This window comes from Methylophilales bacterium, from assembly GCA_019823025.1.
Taxonomy (GTDB): Bacteria; Pseudomonadota; Gammaproteobacteria; order Burkholderiales; family Methylophilaceae; genus BACL14.
The window spans coordinates 1,194,433-1,215,858 of sequence record CP081940.1 but is presented as its reverse complement, the minus strand read 5'-3'; the positions used below and the strand labels follow the sequence as shown (position 1 = coordinate 1,215,858).

The window sequence follows — 21,426 nt, the reverse complement described above, 5'->3', positions numbered from 1 at the left end:
AATGCCCAAAATTATTGTTCTTCCTCATGACCTTTGCCCAGATGGTGATGTTTTAGAAGCTAAAGCTGGTGAATCAATATGTAGTGTTTTGTTGAAAAATCATATTGATATTGAGCATGCTTGTGACCAAGTTTGTGCCTGCACTACTTGCCATGTTGTCATTAAGGAAGGGTTTTCTTCACTTGATGAATCTGAAGAAGAAGAAGATGATATGTTAGATAAAGCATGGGGATTAGAGCCTACTTCAAGACTGTCTTGCCAGGCAAAAGTCAAAGATCAAGACATTACGGTTGAAATACCCAAATATACAATCAATTTAGCTTCAGAATAAAAAAAACCCACCGAAGTGGGTTTTTCTTGCCAAGGAGACGGGTCGTACTAATGACCTACCATTTATAGGTCACATCTAGTTGGAGCAAATCCATAGAGTCTATACACATTTTTGTATCGCCAGCAACACCTGGAGTACAGCCTACAGATTTATCGTTAATTTCACCATGAGCGTAGGCAATATTAAATTTAACATTGTCTTCAATCATGTATTGCCCTTTAAATGCAATTCCTTTTAAGTTAACTTTTGAATCAAAGATATCGGAATCAACATGATTAGGGTCAACTGAATAGGTCCCTACTTCTTGGTACCATAAGTTACCTTTCCAATCACCTTTTTTCTGCTTGCCTTTATCTAAAGCTTTAAAGTCTTTGTAAGAGCCAAAACCGATACCTAGCATATATGCTGAGCTATCATCAGATCCACCATTAATCCCATAAGCATCAATCGCTGCTTTTCTTCGGTCATCGCCATCTATGTTATAAGCGTAGTCACCAAATATCGTCATGCCTAAACCAGGTTTAACCATCATCTTATAATCAGCAGGTATTTCGATTAATGAAAGATCGTTTATAGAAGTTTGTGCGTCATTACCTTCAGCAGATGGATTAAAAACTTGTGCTGTATTACCATCTTTATCATACACGCCACCATCACTATTCGTATACATTGTATAAGTTAGGCCTGTTTTAAATGAGGGACCAGATTTTGCATCAAATTTATGCTTACCAAATACTTGAGCTGAAAGCTGATATTGTGAATTTTTATCAGTACTTTCTCTACTCTGCGTATCATCACCCTGCATTGTATTAACACCACCAGTCGTTGAAATAGTTGTTTGCTTACTCATTTTATATTTAGTTTTCCATGAAACACCATCCCATGTCAGATCCTTATCCCAAATCATTGGTTTTGTATATAAAGGATTTTTAATTCGACCTGCTTGCAATGTCAGCCAATCAGTCGGGTTCCAACCAAGCATCGCACGTTTAACAAATATTTCTTCTTTAGCTTCTGCATAACCACCACCACCTAAAGTTGCATTATCAGATCTACCTTTTGAACCCATCGCAAGGGCAAGATCTGTAAACCAATTTTCAGAAATTTTAGTTTTAAAGCCCAGAGTAACTTTGTAACGTTGCCTACTTCGATCAACAGAATCATTGCCACCATACTCATCCGCACTTCTCCATTCCTGTCTTACCCTAATATCACCGTAAAGTTTTCCTTCATCGAGGTATTTACTAATCGACAACTTACTTTTCACTTTTTGATCACGTGCTTTACTTTCACTTGCATTTTGCTTTGTAAGTAGGGCTGCTTCGTCTTCAGTTAAAATACCCTTAGTGACAAGCGCATTAACCAAATCTTCAGTAGTATCTGAAAATACAGGCACTGAAAAAGCTAATGCTGACATCACTAAACCTTTAATTAAATTTGTCTTCATTTAAATAATTCTCCGTTTCCTTGTTTTTTAATATTTCACAAATAAATATAAATATTTGCGACAAGAGAATTATTAAATTTTTTTATGACACTTCTATGACAAAAATTAAAACACTTAGGACTTTAGAAATTTATTTTTATGAAGGATGATTGATAAGATTATTAAAGAGAAGCATTTTGAAGATCAAATTCAACCTGACCTGAAGCAAAATTATAAACAGCACCAATGATGCCAATTTGTTTTTTATCAAGCAGATCTCTAAGAATATCACTTTGATTAATAATATTTTGTATCTGTTTTTTCACATTCAAAAAACAAACATTAGAAACAAACTCACTATTTTTAGCATTTCTATCTGGATCAGGTGTCGTTGTTTCTTCAGAAACTGCAGGTTGTAACAGCTTAATAATTTCAGTAATGTTACCCTCTTCGAAATTATCACATGCTGCTTTTACCGCGCCACAATTAGAATGACCCATCACCAAAATAATTTTTGAACCCAGATATTTACAGGAATACTCTAAGCTGCCAATTGCTTTTCTACAGGCAACATTTCCAGCTAGGCGCACACTAAATAGATCACCTAAAGTTTGGTCAAAAATAAGTTCAGGTGCAACTCTTGAATCACTACAACCAAGAATAGCTGCAAACGGTTGCTGATTATTTTTAAGTGCTTCACGTATTTCAGATAAATTTTTATCTTGCTGTTCGTTTTTAATAAATCTTTGATTTCCTTGCACAAGAAGATCTAATGCATCTTTGGGCAATAAATTAGTACGATTAATATTCTTTGCAGTACTCATATTTTTATTCCGCTCTCATATGTGGGAACAAAATTACATCTCTTATGCTTGGGCTATCGGTTAATAACATAACTAAACGATCAATACCCACCCCACATCCACCTGTAGGGGGAAGGCCATATTCTAAAGCTCTAATGAAATCAGCGTCATAATACATTGCTTCCTCGTCCCCAGCATCTTTTGCAGCAACTTGCATTTGAAAACGCTTAGCCTGATCTTCCGCATCATTTAACTCTGAAAAACCATTAGCAATCTCTCTACCCGCAATAAATAACTCAAATCTTTCAGTAATAGCATTATTAGTATCTGAAGCTCTTGCAAGTGGCGAAACCTCCGTAGGATAATCAATGATATATGTAGGGTCCCATAATTTTACTTCTGCTTCTAATTCAAACAAAGCTAATTGATATGCACCTAAACCTGAGCTATCTGATAAATTTTCACCATTTTTTGAAAGATGTGATTTAATAAAGTCGATGTCGTTAAGTTGTGTCTCACTAAATTGCGATGAATATTTCATAATCGCTTCAACCAATGTCAGTCTTTCAAATGGTTTTTCAAAATCAATTATTTTATCTTGATATTTTACTTTTAGTGTCCCCAATATTCGCTTTGTCACATCTCGAATACAATCCTCTGTAAAATTCATCAACCATTTGTATTCAGTATAAGCCGCGTAAAATTCCATCATCGTAAATTCAGGGTTGTGTCTTACGCTTAAACCCTCATTCCTAAAATTACGGTTAATTTCAAATACACGATCAAAACCACCCACAACCAATCTCTTAAGATACAACTCTGGCGCTATTCTCAAATACATATCCATATCAAGTGCATTATGATGAGTCTCAAACGGTCTTGCCGTTGCGCCACCTGGTATAGGATGAAGCATAGGTGTTTCAACCTCTAAAAATTCATGCTCTTCCATAAAGGCCCTAATGTTAGAGATAATTTTCGAACGATTTAAGAAAGTTTTTTTTGTGTCATCATTAACAATAAGATCAACATATCTTTGCCTATACTTTGTTTCCTGATCTGATAAACCATGAAATTTTTCCGGTAAGGGACGAATTGACTTGGTAAGCAATACAATTTCAGTTACTTCAATGGTTAATTCATTGGTTCTAGTTTTAAACAATTTTCCTTTAGCACCAACAATATCTCCCAAATCCCATTTTTTAAATTGCGCATAAAGTTCTGGATTGTCATCTGAGTTAATAAAATCTCTCGCCACATAAAGCTGAATTCTTCCATTATTATCTTGGATAGTTGCGAAACTCGCCTTACCCATAACACGCTTGAGCATCATCCTGCCTGAAACAGATACTTCAATGCCTTTTTTTTCGAGTGTTTCTTTATCATCCTCATCAAAGTTTTTATGAAGTTCTGATGATAAATTTTCTGGTTTAAATTGATTTGGAAAAGCAATCCCTAATTTTCTCAATTCATCAAGCTTACTTCTCCTCTCAGAAATAATTGAATTTTCATCCACTACAGGCTCATTATTTTGATTAGGTTCTTTACTCAACTTATACCCCTTGCTTTAAACTTTCACTTATAAATGGGTCTAGATCTCCATCTAATACCCCTTGTGTATTTCCAACTTCCACACCCGTTCTTAAATCTTTAATTCTCGATTGATCAAGAACATAACTTCGAATTTGATGCCCCCATCCAATATCACTTTTAGCATCTTCTACCGCTTGTTTTTCTTCATTTCTTTTATTTAATTCTATTGCATAAAGCTGGGCTTTTAGCATATTCATTGCCTCAGCCTTATTTCTGTGTTGTGAACGATCATTTTGACATTGAACAACTGTATTAGTTGGCACATGTGTAATTCTAACAGCAGAATCTGTTTTGTTAATATGCTGACCTCCTGCACCAGAGGCACGATAAGTATCAATCCGAAGGTCGGCAGGGTTTACATCAATTTCAATTGAATCGTCTATTTCAGGAAAAACATTAACTCCAGCAAATGAGGTATGTCTACGACTTCCTGAATCAAATGGAGATTTTCTAACGAGACGATGAATGCCTGACTCTGTTCTAAAGTATCCGTAAGCAAAATCACCTGAAATTTTAATGGACGCGCCCTTAATACCCGCTACCTCTCCGTCAGATAATTCTAAAACCTCAACCTTGAATGATTTTTGTTCTGCATACCTTATATACATCCTAAGCAACATATTTGCCCAGTCTTGAGCTTCTGTTCCTCCACTTCCTGACTGAAAATCAATAAAGCAATTATTCGGATCCATAGGATTTGAAAACATTCTTTTAAATTCAACATCCTCAACAAGCTTTGAAATTTTTTCTGTATCACTCTGAATGGTCTTTAGAGTTTCTTTGTCGCCCTCTTCCTTTGCTAGGTCAAATAATTCTTGATTATCCTTTATCTGATGCGTGAGTTCATCTGCCTGATTAACAATATTTTCCAAGCTACGTTTCTCCTTACCAATCTTTTCATTTAACGAACGATCGGACCAGGTTTTTGGATCTTGTTGAAGTTCTTCTAACTCAGCAATTCTTTTAGATTTTGCTCCTAGGTCAAAGATACCCCCGTAAGGTTTGGAATTTTGTATCTATTGCTTGAATTTGTTGCGCCAGAATTTGTAACTCGTCTTGTTCCATTATTTTTTATCTTTCTCTTTTTATTGCCATTATAATGACAAGTATTATAACTCTTTTTAACAAAAGTAATTTTGTCATAAAAGTGTCACTTAACTGGTCTAATCTAATCAAAGTTTCAAACCCATTTTAAAATTTAAAAATTAGGAGCTAAATATAAATGAAATCACTTAATCTTAAAAAACTGAGTGCTGCTGCTTTATTGAGTGCAGGCATACTTTCTATGCCAGCAACAGCTGCCGTCGATATTGTAAAAGTTGACGGCTCCAGCACGGTTTATCCAATTACTGAAGCAGTTGCTGAAGAGTTTCAAATTGCGACACGTATCAAGGTTACTGTAGGTGTATCAGGAACGGGTGGTGGTTTTAAAAAGTTTTGTCGAGGAGAGACTGTCGTCTCAAATGCTTCAAGACCAATTAAGGCAAAAGAAATAGAGAAGTGTAAAGAAGCTGGAATTTCATTCATCGAAATACCCGTAGCATACGATGCCTTAAGTGTTGTTATCAACAAAAAAAATGACTGGGCTAAAGATATGACAACTCAAGAATTAAAAAAAATGTGGGAGCCTGCAGCCCAAGGAAAAATAACAAAATGGAGCCAGATAAGAGAGGGTTGGCCTGAAACTCCCTTGAGACTTTATGGTCCAGGCGCAGATTCAGGAACTTTTGATTATTTTACAGAAGCAGTTATCGAAGAATCAAAGGCGATTAGAGGCGACTTTACTGCTTCAGAAGATGATAACGTATTAGTGAAAGGGGTATCTGGAGATAAGGGCGGAATTGCTTACTTTGGCCTAGCTTATTATGAGGAAAATAAAAATTTGCTCAAAGCAGTTGCAATTGCGAATGCAACAGGTGAGTTTGTGCTGCCAAGCCTTAAAACAGTTATGAACGGCTCTTATAACCCCTTATCAAGACCTCTATTCATATACCTAAATGCAACCAAAGCTGCCTTTGATCCGAACGTGAAAAAGTTTGTTGAATTTTATTTAAAGCATGTTGCAGAACTTTCAAAAGAGGTAGGCTATGTACCATTTAATGAGCAAGAATATGCAGCTATTTCTAATCACTATAAAACTCTACAAACAGGAACAGCTTACAAAAAACCTGAGATTGGTTTGTCTGTAAAGCAGATACTAGAATTGTCAGCCGCGAATAATGACTAGTAAATTTTTTGTCATAAAAAGGCAGCATCATGCTGCCTTTTTTATTGTTTAAAAATAATTAAAATTTACGTTAAATTGTTTTCATTTATTTATCAAAATTGAGTATCATTTGAATAAGCAAAAAAATTAGCGTTATCAAATTTCCAACTATGACAAAATTAGAAAAATCAGTGGTTAGCCCTCGTCTAGCTAAAAATTTACGTCGTAATATACTCGAGAGATTTATTGAGTTTGGTCTTCTTTGTTCTGGGATCTTTGCTATCTTTATCACGCTTGCTATTATTTATGTCTTAGTATCTGAAGCCATTCCATTCTTCCAGCATGTGAGTCTTTATGACTTTCTAACCGATACCGTTTGGACACCCAATTACTCCATTAAGCATTACGGAATTATGGCGCTTGTTTCAGGAACGCTAACAACTACTTTTATTGCTTTATTTGTCGCAGTCCCATTAGGCACAATCACGGCCATTTATTTATCCGAGTTCGCAACGCATAAAGTCAGGGAAACGATAAAGCCTGTTTTGGAGTTATTAGTTGGCGTGCCAACCGTTGTATTTGGCTATTTTGCACTCATGTTAGTCACTCCCCTTTTACAAAAAATATACCCCGACCTCACCACATTCAATATGTTGGGACCTGGAATTGTCATGGGAATAATGATCGTGCCTTACATTGCATCGGTTGCAGAAGATGCTATGAGAGCGGTGCCTATGGCCATGAGAGAGGGTGCTTACGCGATGGGAGCAACTAGATTTCAAACGGCTGTTAAGGTCATTACGCCAGCTGCAATTTCAGGCATTATTGCAGCCTATATTCTTGCGATTAGTAGAGCTGTGGGTGAAACAATGATTGTTGCTATTGCGGCGGGTCAACAACCTAACTTTACTTTCAACCCAGTTGAAAGTGCTGCAACCATTACCTCCTACATTGTATCGGTTGCATTGGGAGATTTAGAGCATGGAGGGATTGGTTTTCAAAGCATTTTTGCCGCAGGCCTAACATTACTGATTATGACGTTAATGTTTAACATTATTGGGCACGCCGTTCGTAAGAAATTTGCTGAGAGGTATTAATTAAATGGCTAATAATAAAGTTGAGATAGAAAATAATTTAACCCTGATTAGGTCATTAATTACCAAGCACAAAAGGCATGATCATATTTTTGCCGGTGTGGGTATGTTTATCATTATTTCCTTAACTATCACTTTATTAGTTTTATTTTTAGATCTTGTTTTTGATGGTTACCCTCGATTTAATTTAGATTTTTTAACAAACTTCCCTTCCAGACGCGCAACGGCTGCGGGTATTTTATCTGCTTGGGTAGGTTCGTCACTTGTACTAATTGTTACTTTTTTTGCTGCAGTACCACTTGGTATTGCTGCTGGTGTTTATCTTGAAGAATATGCAAAGAAAAATTGGTTTTCAGATTTAATTGAAATTAATGTCACAAATTTAGCAGGCGTTCCTTCAATTATCTATGGCCTTCTAGCCCTTGGTCTATTTGTCTATAGTTTTGGGTTAGGCCAAACAATTTTAACTGCGGGATTAACGTTAGCATTATTAATGTTACCTATTGTGATCGTAGCAACTCGAGAGGCTATAAGAGCCATTCCAATTCATATCAGAGAAGCCGCTTATGCAGTCGGTGCCACAAAATGGCAAGTCTCACTTCATCATGTTATTCAATATTCTTATGGTGGAATCCTTACCGGTGTCATTATTGGAATGGCGAGAGCTATAGGTGAAACTGCGCCCGTTATAACCATTGGTGCTTTAACTTTTATCGCTTTTCTCCCTCCAAGTCCTGTTGGATTAGAGCCACCATTTATCAATTTTGAATGGCTAGAAGCAGGCTTTACTGTGCTCCCTATTCAAATGTTTAATTGGATCTCAAGACCACAAATGGCATTTCATGTAAATGCTGCTGCGACTGGAGCAATTATAATTTTATTAACATTGTTAATGAATGGATTAGCAATTAAAATTCGATACAACATCAGGAAGAAAATTAAATGGTAGATAAAAAAAGAAAGCATCCCAAGGAAATTATTAAAGCAGAAGCTAATTCTCTTAATTTTTCTTATGCGGATGGAACTCAGGCACTTAAAAAAATAAGTCTGCCCGTTTATGAGAATAAGATAACTGCCTTAATTGGTCCTTCTGGGTGTGGTAAATCAACTTTCTTAAGATGTTTTAATCGTATGCATGATTTATACCCTGGGAATAAATATGATGGTGAAATCATTCTTCATCCAGATAATACAAATATCTTAGATAAGCGCGTAGATCCTATTGAAGTTAGAATGCGAATCAGCATGGTGTTTCAAAAACCAAATCCATTTCCTAAATCAATATATGAAAACGTTGCATACGGATTACGTGTTCGTGGTGAAAAAAATAAACGAGTGCTTGATGATAAAGTTGAAGAGGCTCTTAAAGGCGCTTCTTTATGGGATGAGGTGAAAAAAAGGCTTCACGATCTTGCATTCAACCTTTCAGGAGGGCAACAACAAAGATTGTGTATTGCTAGAGCTTTAGCGACTGATCCTGAAATCATGTTGTTTGATGAGCCAACCTCAGCTCTTGATCCGATAGCAACGATGAATATTGAAGAATTAATGGCTGGTTTAAAAGAAAAATTATCTATTTTAATTGTGACACACAATATGCAACAAGCAGCTAGAATTTCTGACTATACTGCCTATATGTACCTCGGAGAATTAGTAGAACACGATGAAACAGATAAGGTGTTTACCAACCCCAGTAAAAAGGAAACTGAAGATTACATTACCGGTAAGTTTGGATAACGTTTAAATAATTTCTTTAATTTTTTCTGTCAAAAACTTTGCCGCTTTTAAAACTTCTTTACGCAAAGGGCCCTCGGTCATCACTCTCACTAAAGGTTGAGTACCAGATGCGCGAATTAATATTCGGCCCTTACCCTTCATAATAATTTCTGATTCTTTGATAGCATTTTTAACAGTCTTTGATTTTAAATTAACTTTATTTTCAGTAGGTATATTGATTAGTATTTGAGGATAAAGCTGTATTTCAGTAAGTGCACTTTTTAAGCTTTTTTTATTTTTTACTAAATAGGATAAGACTTGTAGGGCTGAAATTATTCCATCTCCAGTTGAATGTAAATTTTTAACTAAGATATGTCCAGAGTTCTCGCCTCCTAAAATCCACTTCCTTCTATCTAACTCCTCAGATACATATCGATCTCCAACATTTGCCCTAGCAAAAGGAATTGATTGCGATTTGCACTTTTCTTCGAAAGCTAAATTAGTCATATGAGTTCCAACAACTCCACCAAATTCATAACCTTCTTTAATATAAAATTGCATTATCAAATAAAGTAACTGATCGCCATCGACTAGCGTTCCCTTTTCATCAACCATAATCACACGGTCACCATCCCCATCAAATGCAATTCCTATATCTGCATTATGTAAAGATACTGCTGCCTGTAAATTTTTTGGATATACAGAACCTGCCTTTTTATTAATGTTCAAACCGTCCGGTTCATCATTAACAGTAATAATATTTGCACCGAGATTAGAAAAAATAACAGGGGCTATATGATAGGTTGCACCATTAGCACAATCTAAAACAATGGTTAGCCCTTTTAAAGATAATTTTTTTGAGAAAGTATTTTCACAGAATTCAATATATTGCTTTACATAATTTTCTGCTCTTTGTGCCTTACCCAATTTGCTAGGTAAAACTTGCTCTATTTTTTGATCAATTAAAGATTCAATTTCACATTCGATTTCATCAGACAACTTTAAACCTTTTGAGGAGAAAAATTTGACTCCATTATCATCATAAGGATTATGAGATGCTGAGATAACAACACCAAAATCAGCTGTACCTGAGCGTGTTAGATACGCTATTGCTGGTGTAGGAATTGGTCCAGTAAGGAGAACGTTGACTCCCGCACTTGAAAATCCAGCCTCAAGTGCAGATTCAAGCATGTAACCTGAAATCCGAGTATCTTTTCCTATGATTACCGTGGGTTTTTTGCTGCGTTTATTTATTCGTGATAATACAATCCCAGCGGCGTATCCTAACTTGACAAAAAACTCTGCCGTAATCGGTGAATTTCCTACTTTTCCCCTAATACCATCGGTACCAAAATATTTTTTTTTCACACAGCTCCCTTATACAGCTTGAAGAACAGATATAGCATTAAATGTTTCTTTTACGTCATGGACGCGCAAAATTTTAGCACCATTTTGAGCTGCCAAACAAGCAAGTAATACACTTGCTTGAATGATATCATTTTCTATATTACCTACCATTTTTTTTACCATCGATTTTCTTGAAACACCAACTAAAAGTGGAAAAGATAATTTTGTAAATTGATTAATTTTTTTAAATAAATCAATATTATGCTCAAAGGCTTTTCCAAAACCAAAGCCAGGGTCAAGCATTATTCTTTCGTTTTTAATACCTGCCTTATTAAGCACAGCCGTACGATCTTTAAAGAATGACTCAACCTCTAATATTATATTTTTATAATGAGGTGAGTTTTGCATATTTTTTGGAGAATTTTGCATGTGCATCAAACACACAAGAACATTTGAATTTGATATAACTTCAATTGTTCCAGATTTTTGTAAAGCATAGATATCATTAATCATATCAATACCATAATCAATTGTGAGCTTCATAATTTCTGGTTTATAAGTATCAATTGAAATTGGGACATCAAAAACTTTTTTAATTTCTTTTAAAGTGGGCTCTAATCTTTCTCTCTCATCATCAACAGAAATAATTTCAGCACCTGGGCGTGAGGACTCTGCCCCGATATCAATAATATCTGCGCCAGATTCAATCATATATTCAACACGTTTCAAAGCTAGATCTATCTCATTATATTTTCCTCCATCAGAAAAGGAGTCAGGAGTTAAATTTAACACCCCCATAATCAGTGGTCTTGTATTTGATTTAAGAAGTTGCGAGATTTTATTCATAAAAAAATAAGGAGGCTTTCGCCCCCTTTTTTTTATCTAGATTTAGTTGCGGGTTGTGGCTTGATGCTGCTTGTGGGTGCCTTACCAGAAGGAGGCATTTTTTTATCACTAGATGACTTAGAAGTCTTAGGGGCTCTCACTTTTTTCCCTGCCATCACGTCATCAATTTGATCACTATCAATGGTTTCATATTCAAGTAAAGCTTTTGTCATGGCCTCAATTTTCTTTTTATTTTTTTCAATCAGTTTTCTGGCAATTGAATACTGCTTATCTAAAATAGATTTGATTTCAGCATCGACTAACTGTTGTGTCGCTTGTGATATTGCCTTGGGTGCACCAAAGAATGACTCTTGATTTTCATCTGCATAAACCATCGTTCCGAGCTTATCTGACATGCCATATTTGGTCACCATATCTCTTGCAAGCTTTGTTGCTCTTTCAAAATCATTTCCAGCACCTGTAGACATCTGTTTCATGAATACCTCTTCAGCAATACGACCGCCAAATAGTATGGATATCTCTTCGAGCATCTTTGTTTTAAAGTTGCTAAACCTATCAAATTCTGGAAGCTGCCATGTTAAACCTAATGCATAACCTCTAGGCATAATCGTTACTTTATGAACTGGGTCAGCATTTGGCAATAATTTAGCAACTACCGCATGACCAGATTCATGGTAAGCAGTATTCATGCGCTCTTCTTCACGCATTACCAGTGACTTTCTTTCAGGGCCCATATAGATTTTATCTTTTGCTTGTTCGAAGTCTTCCATATCTACGATGGATTTATTACTTCTTGCTGCAAAAAGAGCCGCTTCGTTAACTAAATTAGCTAAATCAGCACCTGAAAATCCAGGAGTTCCCCTTGCCAAAATATCTGCTTTCACATCATTATCAGTTGGAATTTTTCTCATGTGTACATGAAGAATCTCTTCCCTGCCTTTAATGTCTGGTAATCCAACCATTATTTGTCGATCAAATCTGCCTGGTCTAAGTAAAGCTTTATCTAAAACGTCTGCACGGTTTGTCGCAGCAACTACAATCACACCTGAACTTGGCTCAAAACCATCAAGCTCAACAAGTAACTGGTTTAATGTTTGTTCTCTTTCGTCATTTCCACCACCCGTACCAGCTCCTCTACTTCTTCCCACTGCATCAATCTCATCGATAAAAATAATGCAAGGGGAGCTTTTCTTAGCTTGTTCAAACATATCTCTCACTCTCGCTGCACCTACACCTACAAACATTTCTACAAAATCTGACCCAGATATAGTAAAGAATGGGACTTTCGCTTCACCAGCAACTGCACGTGCAAGCAAAGTCTTACCAGTGCCTGGAGGGCCTACAAGCAGAACACCTCTAGGAATTCTACCGCCTAGTTTATGAAATTTAGCCGGATCTTTTAAGAAGTCGACCATTTCAGTTACCTCTTCCTTAGCTTCATCACAACCAGCAACATCTTTAAAAGTAGTTTTGTTTGAAGTTTGATCTAATTGCCTTGCTTTACTTTTGCCAAAGGAGAATGGACCTCCACCTTTTCCGCCACCCTGCATTTGTTTCATGAAGAAAATCCATACACCAATCAAAAGTATCATTGGGAACCAAGATATGAATATGCTTGCCAAGAATGATTGCTTTTCAGCAGGTTGAGCTTCAACCACCACACCGTTTTTTAATAAATCTGAAACAAGCCATGGGTCTGTAGGGGCGAAAGTTGAGAATTTTTTACCGTTGTTAGTTGTGCCTGTTATGTTTTGACCGTCGATTCTCACCTTTTCTATATTTCCAGATTTCACCTGATCCATGAATTGAGAATAAACAAGTTTGTTTTCAAGTCTTGATGAAGAGGAAAATTGGTTAAATATGGTCATCATTATGATGCCTATTGCAATCCAAATACCGATACTCTTGAGTAAATTTTTATTCAATGTTTAGTCCTTAAAAAATAGATAATTGCTTATTGTCTTAATTATAACTAATAAAAAATTAAAACAGTTAATTTAACTGCTACAAAACTCATAGCCTAATAAAAATATTTCTGCACTTCTGCTTCTCGATGAATCTGGCTTAATTTTATAAACTTTTTTAAAGCAAGATCTCAAATTTTTAACAAACTCTTCAAAATCTTTACCAACAAATGACTTGACCAGAAAATGACCATTTTGTTTCAAATGTTTTGTAGCAAAATCAAAGGCCAATTCATTCAAATAATTAGCTTTTTGTTGGTCAACCATCTTTACACCACTAATATTGGGGGCCATATCTGAAATTACAAGGTCTACGGGCTTATTTTCTAGCTTATCAACCATTTCATTCAATATCTCTTCTTGCATAAAATCACCTTGAATAAAATTTATGCCTTTAATGGGCGATACTTCTAACAAATCTATACCGACGACCTTTCCCTTAAAGCCTATTTTTTTTGATAAAACTTGAGACCACCCTCCGGGAGCAGCCCCTAAATCTACTGCGGTAATACCTGATTTAATAATTTTATACTTTTTATCAATTTCGATTAATTTATATGCGGCCCGCGAGCGATATCCATCTTTTTGTGCCTGAATGACAAACGGGTCTTTTACATGACCTTTTATCCAGTTTTTACTATTGTTGGCTTTACTCATCTGATACACTAGGCCTAAAATTTAAATAACTATCTTCTTATATATGTTAAGTTCAAAACAAGTGGCTCACCTCAAGGCTCTTTCTCATAAGCTTAATCCCGTGGTAAAGATTGGACACAAAGGACTGACTGATTCCGTAATTAATGAAATTATAGTCAGTTTGAAAGCCCACGAACTCATTAAAATAAAGCTCCAAGAAAAAGAAAAAGCTAAAAGAAAACTTTTACTTGATGAGGTTTGTAAAAAAACTAATGGGCAAGCAATCAATCAGATTGGCATGCAAATAGTAATTTTTAAAGCCAATGAGCCATCAAAAATAATACTACCCTAGACTACCTGCTCTTTAATAGTAAAAATATTCCTAAAATACACTGAATTAAATAGGCAATGCTTGCGATCCCATGCCATGCTGAAAACCTATCCGCAAAAACACTTTCCATGACTTCTTTTGGAAAGGCTTCTACTTTTAAAGCCTCTAAAATGGGATTGATTCCGAAAAAACTAATGCAAACGATTACTAAAATAAAAAGTACTAGCCACGCTTGAATTTTTTTAAAAAACCTAATAGATTCGATATGGAATCCATATATCAACGCTAAAACAAGGGTAACCATTCCAAAGATATTAATATAAGTAAATAAATTAGAAACAATCACACCAGCAATATAAGAGCTAGGAATAATGTTAAAAATTACATAAGTCACCATAAGCATTGCCCATAGACCTCCAACCCAAATGCTTGTAAAAATGAAACTTAATTTGTTTAAAAAAGGATTCATGGTTTTTATAAGTATTTTACTTTTAAAATTTCATAGGTCTTCAATCCACCGGGTGACTCAAATTCGACAATATCTTCGTTTTCTTTTCCAATAAGTGCTTTTGCCAATGGCGAGCTGATTGAGATCTTCTTTTCCTTAATATCTGCCTCGTCATCTCCAACAATTTGGTATTCAGCCTCATCCTCAGAATCTAGATCCTGAATAACAACAGTCGTTCCAAATACACATCGCCCATCTTTTTGAAGTTCTGCCGGGTCAATAATGATGCAGTTAGATAACTTTGCTTCAATATCAGCGATTCTTCCCTCAATAAACCCTTGCTTTTCTTTAGCAGCATCGTATTCAGCATTTTCAGAGAGATCTCCTTGAGCTCTGGCTTCAGCAATAGCAGCAATAACTTCAGGCCTTTCCACACTTTTTAAGATCTTTAACTCCTCTTTAAGCTTTTCTGAACCATTGATTGTAATGGGTGTTTTGTCCAAAATTTTTTCCTAATTATTTTATTTTATTGAAAGCGTTATATAGAAATGAGTGTATTTTAAGAGAGGTTTTTATGCAAGTTTTGAAGCGATGAAACCGTAATTTCATCTGAATAGTTCATGCCAACGCAGGCTGCTTTAGCCCCTGCAAAAGTAGTGTAGTAAGTCACCTTATTCTGTAAGGCATTTCTCCTAATTTCATAAGAATCTTTAATTGCCTGTTTATCTTCGGTAATATTCACAATAAAATCAATTTCATCATTTTTTATCATATCAACAATATGTGGTCTCCCCTCAGCAACTTTATTCACATACTGAACTTCGAGATTGTTTTCAGTTAAAACTTTTGCAGTACCTTTTGTTGCAGCTAGAGAAAACCCCAGTTTTTTTAGTGCATGTGCAACTTCAACTATTTTTTTATGATCCTCTTTTCTAACACTTATAAATGCTGTTCCCTTTGTCGGCAGATTCATTGATGCGCCCATTTGTGACTTGATAAATGCCTCAGCAAATGATGACCCCACTCCCATCACCTCTCCTGTAGATTTCATTTCGGGCCCAAGAATTACATCAACACCAGGAAATTTAATAAATGGAAATACAGCCTCTTTCACTGAAAAAAATTTTGGCTTAACTTCAGTGGTCAATTTCTGAGAAGCTAATGATTCACCCGCCATACATCTAGCAGCAATTTTTGCTAGCGGTTTCCCAATTGCTTTCGAAACAAATGGGACTGTTCTAGATGCTCTTGGGTTTACCTCTAATACATAGATGTCGTCTCCCTGAAGAGCAAATTGAACATTCATTAACCCTAAAACATTAAGTTTCGATGCCATTTTCTTCGTTTGAGATATCAATTCATTCTGTTTTTTTTCATCAATACTATACGGGGGAAGTGAGCATGCTGAATCTCCTGAATGTACCCCAGCTTGTTCTATATGCTCCATGATACCGCCGATTACTACAGACTTTCCGTCAGAAATAGCATCAATATCAATTTCAATTGCATCATTTAAAAAGCGATCCAAAAGCACCGGCGAATCATGGGATACTTTTACAGCTTCCCTCATATATCGCTCTAAGTCTTCTTGCTCATGAACAATTTCCATAGCCCTTCCTCCAAGAACATAACTTGGGCGAACGACTAAAGGATATCCAATTTCTTGAGCAAGCTTAATTGCCTCCTCCGGCGTTCTGGCAGTTCTATTGGGTGGTTGTTTTAAATTTAAATCTTTTAAGATTCTTTGGAATCTTTCTCTATCCTCAGCGGCATCGATATCATCAGGCAATGTTCCAATAATAGGTACCCCGGCGTCAGCTAATGCTTTGGAAAGTTTGAGCGGTGTTTGTCCTCCATACTGGACAATCACACCAAAGGGATTTTCCTTATACACAATTTCTAAAACATCTTCTAAGGTGACTGATTCAAAATACAACCTATCAGAAATATCATAATCTGTTGAAACTGTTTCAGGATTGCAATTAACCATGATAGTTTCAAAGCCAGCCTCTTTTAATGCTAGTGAGGCATGTACACAACAGTAATCAAATTCTATGCCTTGTCCAATTCTATTCGGGCCACCACCCAGTATCATTATTTTTTTATTTGATGTTGGGCGTGATTCACATTCTTGCTCATAAGTGGAGTATAAGTAAGCGGTATCTGTATGAAATTCAGCTGCACAAGTATCCACTCTTTTGTAAACTGGGTGAATATGGTTTTTAGCTCTTAAATCTCTTATACTTTTCTCTTTTGCACCCAAAAGATATCCAATACGATGATCTGAGAATCCCTTTTGCTTTAGTTCAAATAAATAAGTCTTATCAATATCATCAAGCTTATAAGCTTTTAGTTTTGTTTCGTTTTTTATTAGGTCTTCAATCTGATATAGAAACCAAGGGTCAATTTTAGTAAAATTAAATATTTCTTCTATCGACAAACCCAACCTCATTGCATCACCTAGATACCTTATTCTATCCGCACCGGGTTCTTTTAACTCCTTAATAATGCGGGTCTTATCTGATGAAATTTCATTTAAACCATCGTATCCAAGTTCAAGACCTCTTAATGCTTTTTGAAAAGATTCTTGGAAATTTCTACCAATTGCCATTACTTCTCCAACTGATTTCATTTGTGTCGTAAGAAGTGCATCTGCATTTGGGAATTTTTCAAAAGCAAAACGTGGAATTTTAGTCACAACGTAATCAATAGTAGGTTCAAATGATGCGGGAGTTAAGCCACCTGTAATCTCATTACTTAATTCATCAAGAGAATATCCAACTGCTAATTTAGCGGCAATCTTTGCAATTGGAAAGCCTGTAGCTTTAGAGGCAAGAGCTGATGATCTTGATACTCTCGGGTTCATTTCAATTACGACCATTCGTCCATCATCCGGGTTTATTGCAAACTGGACGTTTGAGCCACCAGTATCCACGCCTATTTCCCTTAAAACATCTATCGAGGCGTTCCTCATGATTTGATATTCTTTATCCGTTAGTGTTTGCGCTGGTGCGATAGTAATTGAATCTCCAGTATGAACACCCATAGGATCTAGATTTTCTATTGAACATATGATGATGCAATTATCGTTTGAGTCACGAACAACCTCCATCTCAAACTCTTTCCAACCCAATAAGGATTCCTCAATAAGTAACTCTTTCGTTGGAGAAGCATCTAATCCTCTTTCACATATTGTTATAAATTCCTCTTTGTTATAAGCAATTCCACCTCCACTCCCTCCCATGGTAAAAGATGGTCTGATGATTGCTGGATAACCAATACCCGCTTGCACTTGCATCGCCTCTTCAAGGCTATGGGCAATCGCTGATCTTGCTGATGCCAATCCTATCTTACTCATTGCCTGTTTAAATAACTGCCTATCCTCAGCTTTATCAATTGCTTCTTTTGAGGCACCTATTAACTCGACCTTAAAGGTTTTTAAAACACCATATTTATCAAGGTCAAGTGCACAATTAAGTGCGGTTTGACCACCCATAGTAGGAAGGAGTGCATCAGGCTTTTCAATCTCTATTATCTTTTTCACTACCTCCCATTTAATTGGTTCTATGTAGGTAGCATCCGCAATATTTGGATCGGTCATAATTGTTGCCGGATTTGAGTTGACCAATATAACGCGATAACCTTCTTCTTTCAAAGCTTTACATGCCTGGGCACCAGAGTAATCAAATTCACAGGCCTGTCCAATAATAATTGGTCCTGCACCTATAATTAGGATTGATTTAATGTCCGTTCTTTTACTCATTTTTTTGCCCTTGCATTTTTTTGATCATTGCAATAAATTTATCAAATAGATAGGACATTTCTGTCGGCCCTGGGCTAGCTTCTGGATGCCCTTGAAATCCAAATGCTGGAACATCTGATCTTTCAATACCTTGAATACTTTCATCAAATAATGATAGATGCGTAATTTTTAAACTTTTGGATAAAGATTTTGGATCTACGGAAAATCCATGATTTTGGCTTGTGATATAAACCTTTCCAGACTCTATGTCACGAACGGGATGGTTAGCGCCATGATGTCCGAATTTCATTTTCTCTGTTTCTGCCCCGCTTGCTAATGCTAAAAGTTGGTGTCCTAAACAAATACCAAAAATAGGTATCTTTCTTTTTAACAAAGCCTTGATGTTATTAATTGCATATTCACATGGCTCTGGATCGCCTGGACCATTTGATAAAAAAACACCATCTGGTTTAAGAGCTATTACATCATCTGAGGTTGTTTTTGCAGGTATCACGGTAACATTGCAGCCTCTAGATACAAGCATTCTCAATATATTTTTTTTAATTCCGAAATCATAAGCTACAACATTTATGTCTTTGTTGATTTTTTTCTCAAAACCCTTACCCAGAGACCATTCCCCCTCATTGAAATTATAGGAAGTTTTTGTAGTAACTTTTTGGGCCAGATCTAATCCTAACAAACCAGAAAATTCTTGAGCAAATTTAAGCGCTTGAGTTTCATCAATATCTTTGTCAGCAAAAATACATCCAGATTGAGCACCGTGCTCTCTTAAATGCCTTGTTAAACTTCTCGTATCAATGCCTGCAATACCAACAATATTTTTTTTAATTAGAAATTCTGAAAGTGAGCAATTAGATCTAAAGTTTGAATGCTGGAAAGGTAAGTCATGAATAATAATACCTTTTGAATATATTCGTTCTGATTCAAAATCCTCCTCATTGATACCGACATTACCAATATGAGGGTAAGTAAAAGAAATTATTTGTTCAGCATAAGATGGGTCTGAAATTATTTCTTGATAGCCGGTCATTGAAGTATTGAAAACAACTTCACCAACAGTGTGCCCTGAAGCACCAATTGAAAAACCTCGAAACTTTGTTCCGTCCGCAAGCACTAGTATGGCCGGCAACTTAGACGCCAAAAAAACTCCCAAGATTTATAATATTTTTGAAAAAATTGAGCGGCCAAACTTCATTGCTGCCGATCTAGAGTAGTATAATTTAAACTGTGACTTTCATCAATTAATTCTTATTTAAAAAACTTAAATTTCTTATTTTTTTAAATTTAAAACATCAAACATATCAAATAATCCATTAGTTTGATTGTTTATATATTTTGCCGCTTTTGTAGCTCCCTTGGAGAATGTTGTTCTGCTACTCGCTTTGTGGGTCAATTCAATCCTCTCCCCATCGCCTGCATACAAAACTGTATGATCTCCAACAATATCTCCTCCTCGTACAACTGAGAATCCTATCTCTTTCTTTTGACGTTCTTTTTGAATGCCTTCGCGACTAAAAACAGCATTTTCATTGAGACTTCTATTTGATGCCTTTGCTACTTCCTCACCTAGCCTAATAGCAGTCCCAGAAGGTGAATCCACCTTATACTTATGATGTGATTCCATAATTTCAATATCAAAATCATCATGAAGGGATTGGGTAGCTTTCTCTACAAGTGAAATCAGCACATTAACGCCAATACTCATATTTGGTGCAAAGCATATTGGTATTTTTTTAGCTGCTTGCGTTATTAATTTTTTTTCGTTATCTGAAAACCCTGTAGTTCCCAGAACATAACCTAAATTATTTTTTTCACAAAAATCTAAATAATTCATACTCGCTTCTGGTCTGGTAAAGTCTATTAAAATATCAGCCTGCACCTTATCCATAAGCAAGTCAGAACTTATTTTAATATTACTTTCAAACCCAAACAACTCTCCAGCATCCTTACCAATTCTTGGTGAGGTTTTTATATCTATTGCCTTCGCAAGATTTAATTCAGAATCATCAAGAGTCTCTTTAATAATAGCCTGACCCATTTTTCCTGAGGCACCTACAACAATTATATTAATTTTTTTCATTTTTTTTAAAACCCAATATTTTCCAAAAGAAGTTCAAAATACCCCGGATCTTCCTTATCAGGTAAAGAAGTATTTAAATCTTTCTTAACACTTTGAGAAACACTCCCTGATTCTTCAACTGCATTTTTTTTAACTGGTTCATTCGCACTTTGAGAAACACTCCCTGATTCTTCAACTGCTTTCCCTTTAGCAGGCTCTTCAACTGATTGTATTTGTTCATTATCAATAGAACCATTACTTTTTTCAAGTGTTTCTTTTTTATCCTCAATATCACCGAATTTTTTTTGTTCTTCTGCTAATGATTCCTCATCCCACTCTTTTACATTTTGAAATTCCATATTCTTAACATCTTTATTTCGATCAATAAGATCGCCCGTTAGGTTAACAAGTTTATCCTTTTTAAAAGTTAAGATGAGGTGTCTAGATTCAATGAATTTACCCTTCTGTCTGACTACGTAAATATAATCCCAACGATTCTTATGAAATGAGTCTTGAATTAAAGGGGTACCTAAAACAAACCTTACCTGTGATTTATTCATATCTGGCTTTATCTCTAATAACATCTCAGGAGTTATTTCATTACCTTGAGAAATATCTTGTCGATATGTTTCAGGAAGGTATTTGGTTATGATATTTATTAACGGGATGACAGATATATCAGTGTCGTCATCCTCTTGCCCGACTGGAATATTGTCTTCATCAGATGGATTAGAATCCAACCAAGAACACGCCGGCACCATCAAAAAAATGAAGATAATACAAATTAAACGCATTTTATAAGACTTTATTTTCAAAGGTTGATAATATAACATTTTGAATGATGGTTATGTTTTAAATTACATTTG

At 35.7% G+C, this 21,426-nt stretch carries 20 protein-coding genes; 6 read left to right on the top strand and 14 right to left on the bottom strand.

Features of this window, described 5'->3' with window-relative positions; genetic code table 11:
- Position 1: 1 nt before the first annotated feature.
- On the top strand, positions 2–331 hold the full coding sequence (gene fdx, locus K6112_06470; protein ID QZP17662.1) for an ISC system 2Fe-2S type ferredoxin: 330 nt from the start codon (positions 2–4) through the stop codon (positions 329–331).
- A 55-nt stretch (positions 332–386) separates the two neighbouring features.
- Here the strand turns inward: fdx and K6112_06465 are convergent, their stop codons facing one another.
- From K6112_06465 to prfB, 4 genes are all read right to left on the bottom strand, one after another.
- On the bottom strand, positions 387–1,778 hold the full coding sequence (locus tag K6112_06465) for a putative porin (protein QZP17661.1): 1,392 nt from the start codon (positions 1,776–1,778) through the stop codon (positions 387–389).
- A gap of 161 nt (positions 1,779–1,939) precedes the next feature.
- Positions 1,940–2,581, bottom strand: a complete 642-nt coding sequence (locus tag K6112_06460; GenBank protein QZP17660.1) for a carbonic anhydrase — start codon at positions 2,579–2,581, stop codon at positions 1,940–1,942.
- Between the two features lie 4 nt (positions 2,582–2,585).
- Positions 2,586–4,109, bottom strand: coding sequence for a lysine--tRNA ligase (gene lysS / locus K6112_06455; protein QZP17659.1), 1,524 nt, complete (start codon positions 4,107–4,109; stop codon positions 2,586–2,588).
- Position 4,110: 1 nt separating this feature from the next.
- Positions 4,111–5,215, bottom strand: a protein-coding gene (prfB, locus tag K6112_06450; protein QZP17658.1) for a peptide chain release factor 2 whose coding sequence is annotated in 2 segments (ribosomal slippage) — positions 4,111–5,133 and positions 5,135–5,215 — 1,104 coding nt in all. Because the reading frame shifts where the segments join, the coding sequence is not laid out codon by codon here.
- A gap of 157 nt (positions 5,216–5,372) precedes the next feature.
- Here prfB and K6112_06445 point away from each other — a divergent pair.
- From K6112_06445 to pstB, 4 genes are all read left to right on the top strand, one after another.
- Positions 5,373–6,377, top strand: a complete 1,005-nt coding sequence (locus tag K6112_06445) for a PstS family phosphate ABC transporter substrate-binding protein (protein QZP17657.1) — start codon at positions 5,373–5,375, stop codon at positions 6,375–6,377.
- Positions 6,378–6,526: 149 nt separating this feature from the next.
- Complete coding sequence (pstC, locus tag K6112_06440) at positions 6,527–7,453, top strand: phosphate ABC transporter permease subunit PstC (protein ID QZP17656.1); 927 nt, start codon at positions 6,527–6,529, stop codon at positions 7,451–7,453.
- Positions 7,454–7,457: 4 nt separating this feature from the next.
- Positions 7,458–8,399, top strand: coding sequence for a phosphate ABC transporter permease PstA (pstA, locus tag K6112_06435; protein QZP17655.1), 942 nt, complete (start codon positions 7,458–7,460; stop codon positions 8,397–8,399).
- Positions 8,393–9,187: a phosphate ABC transporter ATP-binding protein PstB gene (gene pstB, locus K6112_06430; protein QZP17654.1), complete on the top strand. Its 795-nt coding sequence runs from the start codon at positions 8,393–8,395 to the stop codon at positions 9,185–9,187. The genes pstA and pstB overlap by 7 nt, the downstream gene beginning before the upstream one ends.
- 3 nt (positions 9,188–9,190) lie before the next feature.
- Here pstB and glmM read toward each other — a convergent pair whose 3' ends face one another.
- From glmM to K6112_06410, 4 genes are all read right to left on the bottom strand, one after another.
- Complete coding sequence (gene glmM / locus K6112_06425) at positions 9,191–10,534, bottom strand: phosphoglucosamine mutase (protein QZP17653.1); 1,344 nt, start codon at positions 10,532–10,534, stop codon at positions 9,191–9,193.
- A gap of 9 nt (positions 10,535–10,543) precedes the next feature.
- Complete coding sequence (gene folP, locus K6112_06420; protein ID QZP17652.1) at positions 10,544–11,359, bottom strand: dihydropteroate synthase; 816 nt, start codon at positions 11,357–11,359, stop codon at positions 10,544–10,546.
- A gap of 32 nt (positions 11,360–11,391) precedes the next feature.
- On the bottom strand, positions 11,392–13,284 hold the full coding sequence (ftsH, locus tag K6112_06415) for an ATP-dependent zinc metalloprotease FtsH (GenBank protein ID QZP17651.1): 1,893 nt from the start codon (positions 13,282–13,284) through the stop codon (positions 11,392–11,394).
- 72 nt (positions 13,285–13,356) lie between these two features.
- A complete protein-coding gene (locus K6112_06410) occupies positions 13,357–13,980 on the bottom strand; it encodes an RlmE family RNA methyltransferase (protein QZP17650.1) in 624 nt (207 codons plus the stop codon).
- Positions 13,981–14,023: 43 nt separating this feature from the next.
- On the opposite strand from K6112_06410, the gene K6112_06405 reads away from it, so the two are divergent.
- Complete coding sequence (locus tag K6112_06405; protein QZP17649.1) at positions 14,024–14,311, top strand: YhbY family RNA-binding protein; 288 nt, start codon at positions 14,024–14,026, stop codon at positions 14,309–14,311.
- Position 14,312: 1 nt separating this feature from the next.
- On the opposite strand, the gene K6112_06400 is transcribed toward K6112_06405, so the two are convergent.
- The 6 genes from K6112_06400 to K6112_06375 all read right to left on the bottom strand — a co-directional run bounded on the left by K6112_06400 (position 14,313) and on the right by K6112_06375 (position 21,354).
- Complete coding sequence (locus K6112_06400; protein QZP17648.1) at positions 14,313–14,759, bottom strand: DUF4149 domain-containing protein; 447 nt, start codon at positions 14,757–14,759, stop codon at positions 14,313–14,315.
- Positions 14,760–14,764: 5 nt separating this feature from the next.
- On the bottom strand, positions 14,765–15,241 hold the full coding sequence (gene greA / locus K6112_06395; GenBank protein QZP17647.1) for a transcription elongation factor GreA: 477 nt from the start codon (positions 15,239–15,241) through the stop codon (positions 14,765–14,767).
- Positions 15,242–15,297: 56 nt separating this feature from the next.
- Entirely contained in the window at positions 15,298–18,501 is a 3,204-nt protein-coding gene (gene carB / locus K6112_06390; GenBank protein QZP17646.1) for a carbamoyl-phosphate synthase large subunit, read from the bottom strand.
- Entirely contained in the window at positions 18,494–19,642 is a 1,149-nt protein-coding gene (carA, locus tag K6112_06385) for a glutamine-hydrolyzing carbamoyl-phosphate synthase small subunit (GenBank protein QZP17645.1), read from the bottom strand. The genes carB and carA overlap by 8 nt, the downstream gene beginning before the upstream one ends.
- Before the next feature lie 129 nt (positions 19,643–19,771).
- A complete protein-coding gene (gene dapB, locus K6112_06380) occupies positions 19,772–20,581 on the bottom strand; it encodes a 4-hydroxy-tetrahydrodipicolinate reductase (GenBank protein ID QZP17644.1) in 810 nt (269 codons plus the stop codon).
- Positions 20,582–20,586: 5 nt separating this feature from the next.
- Complete coding sequence (locus K6112_06375; GenBank protein ID QZP17643.1) at positions 20,587–21,354, bottom strand: outer membrane protein assembly factor BamE; 768 nt, start codon at positions 21,352–21,354, stop codon at positions 20,587–20,589.
- Positions 21,355–21,426: the final 72 nt, after the last annotated feature.